The organism is Streptomyces sp. ATLC9 (genome assembly GCF_057196705.1).
Genome location: NZ_JBXUOY010000001.1, coordinates 1 through 11,793 on the forward strand (window position 1 = coordinate 1; position 11,793 = coordinate 11,793).

The window sequence follows — 11,793 nt, forward strand, 5'->3', positions numbered from 1 at the left end:
GCGGGCGGCGGGCGGGGGGGCGCCGGGGGGGGCGGGAGCCCCCGCGGCCCGCCCCCCCCCGTCCGCTAGTGCCGCGTCGGTCAGGGTTCGCCCCGCTCGCCGCCCTGGCACGCACGCTCGCCGCGTTGGCCGAAAGCCCGGGCAGGACGACTACACGCGGCTTCCGGCCGCCCGGCGATCGCACGTGCCAGGGCGCCTCGCCACCGGGCAAACCCTGACCGACGCGGTACTAGTCGGAGTCGTCACCCGCCTCGATCCCCAGCCCCGGCAGGAGGTTCGGGAGGAGCGGCGGGATGGTGATGTCCGGCTCGGGGAGCCGGGGAGCGCCGTCCGGTGACGCCGACGTGCCGTCCTCGCCGGGAGACGGTTCCAGCAGATCGCCGGGATCGGGGAGAAGCCTCTCCCCGTCCGGGGCGGCGGATCCGGACGAGCCGGACGGGCTGGGCCGCCGTCCACCGTCCCGGTCGCCCTCCTCCGCGCCGTCCGCACCGCTCTCACCGGGCGCGGGCGACGGCGGCCGGGCCGTACGGCCGGCGCCTGGCCGTTCGCCGCGTTCGGTGCCGGAGACGGAGTCGGTGTCCTCCTGCCCGGGGTCCAGCAGGGACCGCAGCGGGCCGACCTCGTCCTCTATGGCGTCGAAGAGCGAACTGACCTCTTCGCCCACGTCGGTGAGCTGGACGGGGAGGCCCGCGCGTACCTCGTCCCACCTGGTGCGGTGGGACTGGGAGAAGGACGACAGCGAGCGGATCGGTGCGATCTCGCCCTCGCGCTCGTACGCCTGGCTGAGCAGCCGGTGGCCCTCGGAGACGTCGTCGCGCATGTGGGAGAGCGTCCTGCGGATGTCGCCGAGCGACTCGTGGTCCAGCGGGCCCGATCGGCCGCGCTCCAGCAGGCGCCGGGCCTCGTTCAGCCGTGTGGAGGCGTGGTCCAGATGGACTCTGCCGCGGTCGGTCTCGTCGCCCGCCATTCCGAGTCTGAGATCCTCCATGCCCAGTTTGAGGCTGTAGAGGGTGTCGCCGGGCAGGGCGTCGGTGCTGGCCACGGCGGCTCCGCCGAGGGCGCCCGCCGCGACGCCGATGCCCAGGCCGCCCGCCGCCAGTCCCCTGGTCAGCCGTGTCCTGGGACGCAGCCTGCGCAATGCTCCCAGCGAAGAGGCCCGGTGGGACCCGCCGCGCCCCGCGCGGGCGGAGCGCGGGCCGGGGACCGAGGCGCTCTCGCCGACTCCGGCGAAGGCGCTCTCCGCGGCGGCGAGGAGCCGCGCCCGCTGGGCGGCCTTGACGCCGGGGTCCAGCGCCGGTCGCGGCAGGGCGCCGAGCCTGTCCGCCAGCGACAGCAGTGTCGTCCGCTCGTCGGGCGGTCCGCTCTCCGGCGCGGCTTGCGTCCTCTTCGCCGCCCCGGCCGGGGCGGCGGAGGCGGCGCCCCCGGACCGGTCGGCCGCCGTACCCTCGGGCTCGCGCTCGTCGAGGGCCTGGGCGAAGGCGTTTGCCCGCCGGCTCGGCGATACGGCTCCCATCACGGGCGGCACCTCCTCTCGTCAGCACAGTCGACTCCCTGCCCCACAGGAGGGTTGCACGGCCGTGCGGCGGCGGCTCGGAAGCCGCAGTCCGGACGCGACGGGCCGCGGGGAGTCTGCAAACCGCACAACGACCACCGGTCGAGGGGGTTACGCCCCGGGGGAGGCGCGATCACCCCGCCGCCCCCCGCCGAACGGAACGTTACCACGCGTCACCGTGTGTCATCGGCTGTCCTCCGGCAGCAGCCGGGCCAGGGTCCGCACCGCCCGGTACTGGAGGGTCTTGATCGCGCCCTCGTTCTTCCCCATGACCCGCGCGGTCTCGGCGACCGACAGCCCCTGCAGGAAGCGGAGCGTCACGCACTCCTGCTGCTGTGGGTTGAGGCGGCGGACGGCGTCCAGCAGGGCGGCGTTGGAGAGGGACTCCAGGACCGAGTCCTCCGGGCTGCGCTCCACCTCGTTGGCGTCGAGCATCTCGCCGGTGGTCACTTCGAGGCGGAAACGGCTCGACTTGAAGTGGTCCGCGACCAGGTTGCGCGCGATGGTGACCAGCCAGGCGCCGAAGTCCCGGCCCTGCCAGGTGAAGGTTCCGATCCGGCGCAGGGCGCGCAGGAACGTCTCGCTGGTGAGGTCCTCGGCCGTGGCCCGGCCGCCGACACGGTAGTAGATGTAGCGGTAGACGGTGTCGGAGTACTGGTCGTAGAGGTGTCCGAAGGCCTCGGCCTCGCCGCCCTGGGCGCGTTCGACGAGGTCCATCATGCGGCGGCTGTCGCCGTCCACCGGCCGCCGGACGGTGCCCGAGGCGGCCGCGGCGCGGGCGCGCCGGCCCCCCGCGGCGGTGCCGGCGGCTCCCTCGGCCAGCGCGTAGACGGGGCCTGCGGGGACAGGTGCGGCGAGGGCGGGAACGGCGTGCGCGGAGGGGACGAGGACGCGCAGTTGGTCGATGACCAGCGTGCGCAGCGCAGCCAGGCCCGAGGCGTCAACCCCGACGTGTGGGTACACGGGACTCCCAGAGGCAGAGCTTCCATCACGTGCAGTGCGGGACCGCCCGCCCGTCACAGGGGCGTGTGGACACCGGATTGCGTCTGAGGAGAATAACGCTTCGTGCAGGGGGTGCTACACCTGGTCGCCGAAATCGCCGGTTAGGTTCGGTCTGCTATGCGTTTACGGCCGCCCGGGCGGCGAACCGGGGTGCTGGTCCGATCGTTTCGTGCCACTTTCCGATCGGCGGGCGGTTCGCTTGTGGCCGGCGGGCGATCCCGTTCGAACGGGCGAGCGGTGCTGGGGCCCGCGCCGCGGGCTCCGGTCGCGGTCCCGGCGGCGGGCTCAGCGGCGGCGGCGCTGGATCGCCATGGCCGCGGCGGCGCCTCCGGCCACCGCGCCCACCCCGGCCGCGGCCGGGATGCCCACCTTCGCGGCCTTCCTGCCGGTCCGGTAGTCGCGCAGCCGCCAGCCCCGCGCGCGTGCGTGGGCGCGCAGTCTGCTGTCGGGGTTGACGGCGTAGGGGTGCCCGACCAGCGAGAGCATCGGGATGTCGTTGGCCGAGTCGCTGTACGCGGCGCAACGGGAGAGGTCCAGATCCTCGGCGGCGGCCAGCGCGCGTACCGCCTCCGCCTTCGCCGGGCCGTGCAGCGGCTCGCCGACCAGGCGCCCGGTGTAGACGCCGTCGACGGATTCGGCGACCGTGCCCAGGGCGCCGGTCAGCCCCAGCCGGCGGGCGATGATCGTGGCGGTCTCCACGGGGGCCGCGGTGACCAGCCACACCTTCTGGCCCGCGTCCAGGTGTGCCTGGGCCAGCGCGCGGGTGCCCGGCCAGATCCGGCCGGCCATGTACTCGTCGTAGATCTCCTCGCCGATCTCCATCAGCTCCGAGACGCGGTGGCCCTTGACGATGGACAGCGCGCTGTCACGGGCGTCCTGCATGTGCTCGGCGTTCTCCGACCCCGCGAGCCGGAACCAGGCCTGCTGCCAGGCGAAGCGGAACAGCTCGCGCTTGTGGAAGAACTTCCGCTTGTACAGGCCGCGGCCGAAGTGGAACAGGGCCGCGCCCTGCATGACCGTGTTGTCGAGGTCGAAGAAGGCCGCCGCCCTGGCGTCCCCGTGCACCGGGAACTCCGGTTCCGCCGGCTTCCCCGCCTCGCCGGGAGGGAGCGCGTCGACCTCCCGCGAGGTCTTGCGCGCCGCCTCGGCGGCGGCCTCGCCTGCGAGAACGCTGCGAGCCGTCGCCGAACGCCTGCGGGGAACGAGCCATCCAAGTGCGGCCATGCCGCGAGCATAGCCAGTGTTCCACGGGGTTCCGGTGACGGAGAGGTGTCGGCAGGGCGGGGACTGAGCCAACCGGGGAGAGCGCGCTCCCGGCCCCGCCGGGGACGGGGGCCGGGGGAGGGCGGTGACCGGGCGCGGCGGCACAATGGCGGTCATGAGGACCGTCACTCTCATCGGCAAACCCGGGTGCCATCTGTGCGACGACGCACGCGCGGTGGTCAGTGAGGTGTGCGCGCAACTGGGCGCGCGCTGGGAGGAGAAGGACATCACGCAGGACGAGGAGCTGTACCGCCGCTACTGGGAGCAGATCCCGGTGGTGCTGGTGGACGGCGCGCAGCACGACTTCTGGCGGGTGGACCCGCGGCGGCTGCGCGCGGCGCTGGAGGGGTGACCGCGGCGGCGGGGGCGTTCGCCGGGGGCCCGTGCGGAGAGGGCCCGCCCCCCGGGGGTTCGACCGCGTCTCGACCGCTCCTCAGGACGTTCCACGGCCGACGGGCGTATACGTGGGAGGTGAGCCGGGCGGGATCCGGTTCCGTCCTGGGCGTGTGGCACCGGTCACTTTGGCCGGACAAAGCGGACACCGTCTTTGTGCACACGTTCACAAAGACATAGCCTGGGCGGGACGGAGCGGTCCGGACGCATGTCCAGCGGGTGTCCAGCGGGACCGCTCACCGCTTCGCGCAGACGGCAGGAGCAACGTGGCAACTGGCCGAACACACCGACCGGCGACCCGTAGCCGAGGGATCCCCGAGGCCACCGTCGCCCGGCTTCCGCTGTACCTGCGGGCGCTCACCGCGCTCTCCGAGCGCTCGGTGCCCACGGTCTCCTCGGAGGAGCTGGCGGCCGCCGCCGGCGTCAACTCCGCCAAGCTGCGCAAGGACTTCTCCTACCTCGGCTCGTACGGCACGCGCGGTGTGGGCTACGACGTCGAGTACCTCGTCTACCAGATCTCCCGTGAGCTGGGCCTGACGCAGGACTGGCCCGTCGTGATCGTCGGCATCGGAAACCTGGGCGCCGCGCTCGCCAACTACGGAGGCTTCGCCTCCAGGGGCTTCAGAGTCGCCGCGCTGATCGACGCGGACCCGTCGATGGCCGGGAAGCCGGTCGCGGGCATACCCGTGCAGCACACCGACGATCTCGAGGCGATCATCGAGGAGAACGGCGTCTCCATCGGTGTCATCGCCACCCCCGCCGGAGCCGCGCAGCAGGTCTGCGACCGGCTCGTGGCCGCCGGGGTGACCTCCATCCTCAACTTCGCGCCGACCGTGCTGTCCGTGCCGGACGGCGTGGACGTGCGCAAGGTCGACCTCTCCATAGAACTGCAGATCCTCGCCTTCCACGAGCAGCGCAAGGCCGGTGAGGAGGCGCCCGGCGAAGCCGGCGGCGACACCACCCCTCCCGCGGCGCCGCCCGCCGCGGCCGTACGCCGACGCGGCGAGGGGACCGAACAGGGACCTGACGGGGACGTGCCCGCGGTGATGCCGGCATGAACGAACGAGCGGCCGTGAGACACCTCACGCGCGCACCGCACGCCGTACGGCCCGAGCGGAGCGGAGGACGCGCATGAGCCTGCTGGTAGTGGGGCTGAGCCACCGCAGCGCACCGGTGAGCGTCCTGGAGAGGGCCTCGCTGGCGCCCGAGGTGCGCGGCAAGCTCCTGCAGGACGCGGTCGGGGCCGAGCCCGCCTCCGAGGCCGCGGTGCTCTCCACCTGCAACCGCACCGAGCTCTACGCCGACGTCGACAAGTTCCACGCCGGCGTCGCCGAGCTGTCCTCCCTGCTGGCCCGCTACAGCGGCGTCGGCCTGGAGGAACTGACCCAGTACCTGTACGTCCACTACGAGGACCGGGCCGTCCACCACCTGTTCTCGGTGGCCTGCGGGCTGGACTCGATGGTCGTCGGCGAGGGCCAGATCCTCGGCCAGATCAAGGACGCGCTGGCCGTGGCGCAGGACCAGCACACCGCCGGGCGGCTGATGAACGACCTGTTCCAGCAGGCGCTGCGGGTCGGCAAGCGGGCGCACAGCGAGACCGGCATCGACCGGGCCGGGCAGTCCCTGGTCACCTTCGGCCTGGAGCAGCTCGCCGGCGAGCGCCCGGTCGCCGAGTGGGCGCGCGGCCGGCGCGCCCTGGTGATCGGCGCCGGCTCGATGTCCTCTCTGGCCGCCACGGTGCTGGCGCGCGCGGGCGTCACCGAGCTGGCGATCGCCAACAGGACGCTGGAGCGCGCCCGGCGCCTGGCCGCCGGGCTCCACGGCGGCGGGCTCACCGCGCGCGCCGTGCCCGCCCACGAGATGCCCGCCGAGCTTCCGCACGCGGACATCGCCGTCTCCTGCACCGGCGCCACCGGACTGGTGCTGACGGCCGACGACCTGTCGGCCGCGCTCGCCGCGCGCGCCGGCTCCCCCGGACCCCGCGACTCCAGCGGTTCCCGCGAGGAGCCGATGGCGCTGCTCGACCTGGCCATGCCCCGTGACATCGACGCCGCCGCGCACCGCCTGGAAGGCGTACGGTTGGTGGACATCGAGTCGCTGGCCGAGGCATCCGCCGACGCGCCCATGGCCGCGGACGTCGACAAGGTGCGCGGCATCGTCGCCGACGAGGTCGCGGCCTTCGGTGCGGCCCAGCGGGCCGCGACGATCACACCCACCGTGGTCGCGCTGCGCGCCATGGCCGCCGATGTCGTCACGGCCGAGATGGCGCGCCTGGACGGGCGCCTCCCCGGACTCGACGCCAAACAGCGCGCCGAGATCACCCAGACCGTGCGCCGAGTCGTCGACAAGCTGCTGCACGCGCCGACCGTGCGCGTCAAGCAGCTCGCCGGCGAACCGGGCGGCGCCGGATACGCCGACGCGCTGCGAGAGCTCTTCGACCTCGACCCGCAGACCGTGGCGGCCGTCAGTAACCCCGAACAGGAGCGGCAATGAGCACCAAAGCACCCCAGCCGCTGAAGCTGGGCACCCGCCGCAGCCGACTCGCCATGGCCCAGTCCGGGCAGGTGGCCGAGCGCGTCCGGCGGCTCACCGGCAGGCCCGTCGAGCTGGTGGAGATCACCACCTTCGGCGATGTCTCCCGTGAGCACCTCGCCCGGATCGGCGGCACAGGGGTCTTCGTCTCCGCGCTGCGCGACGCGCTGCTCGGCGGCGAGATCGACTTCGCCGTTCACTCGCTGAAGGACCTTCCCACCAGCCAGCCGGAACAGCTGGCGCTGGCGGCCGTGCCCGTACGGGAGGACCCCCGTGACGCGCTGGTCGCCCGTGACGGCCTCACCTTCGAGGAGCTGCCCGACGGGGCGCGGGTCGGTACCGGCTCGCCGCGCCGCATGGCGCAGCTGGCCGCCTGGGCCCGGTCGCTGGGCCGGGACGTCGAGATCGTGCCGATCCGGGGCAACGTCGACACCCGCATCGGGTACGTGCGCTCCGGCGAACTGGACGCGGTCGTCCTCGCCGCCGCGGGCCTCAGGCGCGTCGGCCTGATCGGCGAGGCCACCGAACTGCTCGACCCCGGCGCGGTGCTCCCCGCACCCGGCCAGGGGGCGCTGGCCGTCGAGTGCGCGGCCTCGCGCACGGACCTCGCAGCCCTGCTCGCCGAGCTCGACGACCCGCGCACGCGGGTCGCCGTGACCGCCGAGCGAACCCTGCTCTCCGCTCTGGAGGCCGGTTGCAGCGCGCCCGTCGGCGCACTGGCCGATTTCCCGGCGGAAGGGCAGGATGTCACCGAGCTGCGTCTGCGCGGTGTCGTCGGCACGACCGACGGCACCACACTGGTGCAGTTGTCCACCACCGGTCGCGTACCGGCGTCCGACGGTGAGCTGTTCTCCCTGGCCCAGGCCATGGGGCGCGAGCTCGCCGGCGAGATGCTCGCCAAGGGCGCGGCCGGTCTGATGGGGGAGCGAGCACATTGAACCCCACCACCGATCACTCGTACGGCGCCCACGGGCACGTCACCTTCCTCGGCGCCGGGCCCGGAGACCCGGGACTGCTGACGCTTCGCGCCGTCGAGGCGCTGGCGCAGGCCGATGTACTGGTCGCCGACCCGCAGGTGTACGACGTCGTGCGGGCGCACGTGCGGGCAGGTGCCGACACCCCGCTGCAGGCAGCGGGTGACGACACGTCAACAGCCTCCGCGGGTGCCGACGATGCCGTAAATCTTGTCATGCGGGCCGTGCGCGGCGGCAAGCGGGTCGTCCGTGCGGTCGCCGGCGACCCCGGACTCGACGCGGACGCGGCGAGCGAGATGCTGGCCTGCGCCTCCGAGGGTGTCACCTTCGAGGTCGTGCCCGGCATCGCCAACGCGGTCGGGGTCCCCGCCTACGCGGGTGTGCCGCTGCGCAACGGTCACGGCGCGGACGTGCGGTTCCTGGACGCGCGGACCGCCGACGCCCAGGCGTGGAACGAGGTCGGCTCCAGCGACGCCACCCTGGTGGTCTCCACGACGCTGGAGACGGTCGCCTCCACCGCCGCCGAACTGGTCACGGCGGGCCGCAAGCCCGACACCCCGCTGACGGTCACCGTCGACGGCACCACCACCCGGCAGCGCACCTGGACGGCGACGCTGGGATCCATCGCCCAGACCCTCAAGGCCGCCAAGGTGCTGCCCGCGGCGAACGGCTCCCGGCCGGCGATAGCCGTGGTCGGCGAGCTCAGCGCCGCCGCGCAGCGCGACCGGCTGGCGTGGTTCGAGTCCAAGCCGCTGTTCGGTTGGCAGGTGCTGGTGCCCCGCACCAAGGAGCAGGCCGCCTCGCTCTCCGACCAGCTGCGCTCCTACGGCGCGGTGCCCAGCGAGGTGCCCACCATCGCCGTGGAACCCCCGCGCACCCCGCAGCAGATGGAGCGTGCGGTCAAGGGCCTGGTCACCGGGCGCTACGAGTGGATCGCCTTCACCTCGGTCAACGCGGTCAGGGCGGTGCGCGAGAAGTTCGAGGAGTACGGCCTGGACGCCCGCGCCTTCGCCGGGATCAAGGTCGCGGCCGTCGGGGAGCAGACCGCGAAGGCGCTGGTCGACTTCGGCGTCAAGCCCGACCTGGTGCCCAGCGGCGAGCAGTCCGCGGCCGGGCTGCTGGAGGACTGGCCGCCCTACGACCCGGTCTTCGACCCGATCGACCGCGTCTTCCTGCCGCGCGCCGACATCGCCACCGAGACGCTGGTGGCGGGTCTGATCGAGCTGGGCTGGGAGGTGGACGACGTCACCGCCTACCGGACGGTGCGCGCCTCGCCGCCGCCGGCGGAGACCCGGGAGGCGATCAAGGGCGGCGGGTTCGACGCCGTGCTGTTCACCTCCTCCTCCACCGTCCGCAACCTCGTCGGGATCGCGGGCAAGCCGCACAACGTGACGGTGATCGCCTGCATCGGCCCGGCGACGGCGAAGACCGCCGAGGAGCACGGGCTGCGCGTGGACGTCATGGCGCCGGAGCCGTCGGTGCACAGGCTGGCCGAGGCGCTGGCGGGGTTCGGCGCCAGGCGCCGGGACGCGATGATCGAGGCCGGCGAGGCGGTGCAGCGGCCCAGCGAGAAGCGTCCGGCCAGGAGGAGGGCACGGACATCGTGACGATCGGGAGCACCTACGGCGGCGGCTACGGCAGTGGTTACGACCGGGGGCGCGGCGGCTACGGGGACTTCCCCGTGGTGCGCCCCCGGCGGCTGCGCACCACTCCGGCGATGCGCCGGATGGTCGCCGAGCACCGGCTCCACCCGGCCGATCTGATCCTGCCCGTCTTCCTGCGGGAGGGCATCGCCTCCCCCGTGGAGATCTCCTCGATGCCGGGCGTGTACCAGCACACCCGCGAGACCCTGCGCAAGGCGGCGGCCGAGGCCGTGGCCGCGGGCGTGGGCGGGATCATGATCTTCGGCGTGCCCGAGGAGGGGAGGAAGGACGCCACCGGCTCCTGCGGCACCGACCCGGACGGCATCCTCCAGGTGGCGCTGCGCGACGTGCGCGCGGAGGCCGGGGACGACCTGGTCGTCATGTCCGACCTGTGCCTGGACGAGTTCACCGACCACGGCCACTGCGGCGTCCTGGACGAGCGCGGCCGGGTGGACAACGACGCCACGCTGGAGCGGTACGCCGAGATGGCGTGCGTCCAGGCCGAGGCGGGCGCGCACGTGCTGGGGCCCAGCGGGATGATGGACGGCCAGGTCGCCTTCGTCCGCCGCGCGCTGGACGAGGCCGGTCACCAGGACGTGTCGCTGCTGGCTTACACGGCCAAGTACGCCTCCGCGTTCTACGGTCCCTTCCGCGAGGCGGTGGACTCCTCGCTGACGGGCGACCGCAAGGCATACCAGCAGGACCCGGCCAACGCGCGGGAGTCGATGCGCGAGCTGGCGCTCGACCTCGCCGAGGGCGCGGACATGGTGATGGTCAAGCCCGCGCTGCCCTACCTGGACGTGCTGCGCCGGGTGGCGGACGCGGTGGACGTGCCCGTGGCCGCCTACCAGGTATCCGGCGAGTACGCGATGGTCGAGGCCGCCGCGCAGCGCGGCTGGATCGAGCGGGACCGGGCGATCATGGAGACGCTCACCGGCGCCAGGCGGGCCGGCGCGGACATGATCCTGACCTACTGGGCGACGGAGGTGGCCCGGCGGCTGCGCTGAGCCCCCGGCCCCCGGGCGTGCCCGGGGCCGGGCCCGTGGGGCCGGTGTCGGTCGCGGGGGAAACCGTCCGTGGTGATGGTGAGTTCCACGGACGTGTCGGTGATCTTCACGGGCTCGCCGAAGTCGACGGTCAGCTCGCCGCCGTCCTCGACGCCGGAGAGGGCGGTCCACATCCGGATCGGCACCCGTGCCCCGGGAACCTCGGTGTACGACATGTTCGTTCATCCCCCTGGCGAAGAAGTGTGAGCACACGCTGCCGCATGCGTGTGAGTCGTGTACGGATCGCGTGCGAACCGCGTACGTCCGCACACAGAAGACGGACGTATTACTGCATATGCGCCGATGGGTGAGGGTCCCGCGGCGCATATGACGGACACCGTGCGATAGACATCGTGTTCTGTTGTGGTCGTATGACGGCAACGTGTTTTCGAGTGTTCGCGTGGACGTGAGGAGTTGGGCAGTGCAGCGGAAGGCACATGCCACCGGCGCGGCGCTCGTCGCCGTGCTGGCCGTCGGGACCGTCGGCTGCACCGGCGGCTCCGGCGCGGGCGGCTCCGCGGCCGACAGCAGGCCCGGCACGGTCGGCACCGCCGCCGCCACGGCCCCGCCCGGCACCTACCGCGATCTGCCCGAGCCCTGCGGCGCGGTCGACACCGGACTCCTGCGGGTGATGCTGCCGGGCGTGGAGAGCGCCTCCCCGGAGGACGGCGCGGAGGGCGGCGACGAGACCACGGCGGCGTACGAGGGCGAGCAGACCGTCACCTACGACGACGACCGCCGGGTCGGCTGCCGCTGGAAGCACTCCACCGGCCTGGGCAGCCGCCACCTCCTGGTCGACTTCGAGCGGGTGGTGTCCTACGACCCCGCCGTCAGCGACGACGAACGGGCGGCGCGCCTGTACGAGGACATGGCGCTGGAGGCGGGCATCCCGCCCTCGTCTCCCGCGGACGAGGAGTCCCCCGGTTCCGGTAAGGAAACGGGCGGGGACGGCGGCGAGGACTCCGGCAGCACGACCGGGACGGGGAGCGGCGAGCCCGCGGAGAGCGGCGGCGACGACGAACCGGAGGTCGCCGTTCCGCAGTCCACGCCCAGCGCGGCGCTGGCCCCGCGCCCTCTGGAGGACATCGGGGACGCCGCGTACATCGACGACGAACTGGTCACCGCGGACTCGGGCGTCCACCGCGACATCACCCTGGCCTTCCGCACCGGGAACGTCATCGTCACCGTCGAGTACGAGCAGTGGGTGACGGATGAGCGCAGGCTGCCCGACAGCGCCGAACTGCAGGAGAAGGCGCTGAAACTGGCCGGCCGGCTCGTCGGGGGGTTCGAGACCTGACGCCCGCTCACCGGCCCGCCCCCGCCCCACCCGCTCCGCGCCCCCACCGGAACTGAGACGACGGACACACCCCGCCCCGGAACCGCCCGGC

Annotated in this window: 11 protein-coding genes; 7 read left to right on the forward strand and 4 right to left on the reverse strand. The window is 73.5% G+C overall.

Annotated elements, in window-relative coordinates:
- Window positions 1-229 precede the first annotated feature (229 nt).
- From AC2CJA_RS00005 to AC2CJA_RS00015, 3 genes are all read right to left on the reverse strand, one after another.
- Window positions 230-1,516: a DUF5667 domain-containing protein gene (locus AC2CJA_RS00005; protein ID WP_484600529.1), complete on the reverse strand. Its 1,287-nt coding sequence runs from the start codon at window positions 1,514-1,516 to the stop codon at window positions 230-232.
- Between the two features lie 219 nt (window positions 1,517-1,735).
- Window positions 1,736-2,515 (reverse strand): ECF subfamily RNA polymerase sigma factor, BldN family, encoded by a 780-nt coding sequence (locus AC2CJA_RS00010; RefSeq protein ID WP_484600530.1) that lies wholly within the window; start codon window positions 2,513-2,515, stop codon window positions 1,736-1,738.
- Window positions 2,516-2,839: 324 nt separating this feature from the next.
- Window positions 2,840-3,778: an HAD family hydrolase gene (locus AC2CJA_RS00015; RefSeq protein ID WP_484600531.1), complete on the reverse strand. Its 939-nt coding sequence runs from the start codon at window positions 3,776-3,778 to the stop codon at window positions 2,840-2,842.
- 145 nt (window positions 3,779-3,923) lie between these two features.
- Between AC2CJA_RS00015 and AC2CJA_RS00020 the strand changes: the two genes are divergently transcribed.
- The 6 genes from AC2CJA_RS00020 (at window position 3,924) to hemB (ending at window position 10,366) form a co-directional block, all read left to right on the forward strand.
- On the forward strand, window positions 3,924-4,169 hold the full coding sequence (locus AC2CJA_RS00020; RefSeq protein WP_484600532.1) for a glutaredoxin family protein: 246 nt from the start codon (window positions 3,924-3,926) through the stop codon (window positions 4,167-4,169).
- 307 nt (window positions 4,170-4,476) lie between these two features.
- The gene (locus AC2CJA_RS00025; RefSeq protein ID WP_484600533.1) at window positions 4,477-5,268 is read left to right on the forward strand and encodes a redox-sensing transcriptional repressor Rex; all 792 of its coding nucleotides are present in this window, start codon (window positions 4,477-4,479) and stop codon (window positions 5,266-5,268) included.
- Window positions 5,269-5,341: 73 nt separating this feature from the next.
- Complete coding sequence (locus tag AC2CJA_RS00030; RefSeq protein ID WP_484600534.1) at window positions 5,342-6,703, forward strand: glutamyl-tRNA reductase; 1,362 nt, start codon at window positions 5,342-5,344, stop codon at window positions 6,701-6,703.
- Complete coding sequence (hemC, locus tag AC2CJA_RS00035; RefSeq protein WP_484600535.1) at window positions 6,700-7,680, forward strand: hydroxymethylbilane synthase; 981 nt, start codon at window positions 6,700-6,702, stop codon at window positions 7,678-7,680. Before AC2CJA_RS00030 ends, hemC begins: the two co-directional genes overlap by 4 nt.
- On the forward strand, window positions 7,677-9,323 hold the full coding sequence (locus tag AC2CJA_RS00040) for a bifunctional uroporphyrinogen-III C-methyltransferase/uroporphyrinogen-III synthase (RefSeq protein ID WP_484600536.1): 1,647 nt from the start codon (window positions 7,677-7,679) through the stop codon (window positions 9,321-9,323). The genes hemC and AC2CJA_RS00040 overlap by 4 nt, the downstream gene beginning before the upstream one ends.
- 110 nt (window positions 9,324-9,433) lie before the next feature.
- Entirely contained in the window at window positions 9,434-10,366 is a 933-nt protein-coding gene (gene hemB, locus AC2CJA_RS00045) for a porphobilinogen synthase (protein WP_484600579.1), read from the forward strand.
- Here hemB and AC2CJA_RS00050 read toward each other — a convergent pair.
- Window positions 10,330-10,581 carry a hypothetical protein gene (locus tag AC2CJA_RS00050; protein WP_484600537.1) on the reverse strand — a complete coding sequence of 84 codons (252 nt, stop codon included), beginning with the start codon at window positions 10,579-10,581 and terminating at the stop codon, window positions 10,330-10,332. The genes hemB and AC2CJA_RS00050 overlap by 37 nt on opposite strands.
- A gap of 245 nt (window positions 10,582-10,826) precedes the next feature.
- Here AC2CJA_RS00050 and AC2CJA_RS00055 point away from each other — a divergent pair, with 245 nt between their 5' ends.
- On the forward strand, window positions 10,827-11,702 hold the full coding sequence (locus AC2CJA_RS00055) for a hypothetical protein (protein ID WP_484600538.1): 876 nt from the start codon (window positions 10,827-10,829) through the stop codon (window positions 11,700-11,702).
- Window positions 11,703-11,793 lie beyond the last annotated feature (91 nt).

Excerpts from the sequence above, each read along its gene's own strand:
- hemB (WP_484600579.1), top strand. The coding sequence starts at position 9,434 with ATGCGCCGGATGGTCGCCGAGCACCGGCTCCACCCGGCCGATCTGATC.
- AC2CJA_RS00030 (WP_484600534.1), top strand. The coding sequence starts at position 5,342 with ATGAGCCTGCTGGTAGTGGGGCTGAGCCACCGCAGCGCACCGGTGAGC.
- hemC (WP_484600535.1), top strand. The coding sequence starts at position 6,700 with ATGAGCACCAAAGCACCCCAGCCGCTGAAGCTGGGCACCCGCCGCAGC.
- AC2CJA_RS00015 (WP_484600531.1), bottom strand. The coding sequence starts at position 3,778 with ATGGCCGCACTTGGATGGCTCGTTCCCCGCAGGCGTTCGGCGACGGCT.
- AC2CJA_RS00050 (WP_484600537.1), bottom strand. The coding sequence starts at position 10,581 with ATGTCGTACACCGAGGTTCCCGGGGCACGGGTGCCGATCCGGATGTGG.
- AC2CJA_RS00020 (WP_484600532.1), top strand. The coding sequence starts at position 3,924 with ATGGCGGTCATGAGGACCGTCACTCTCATCGGCAAACCCGGGTGCCAT.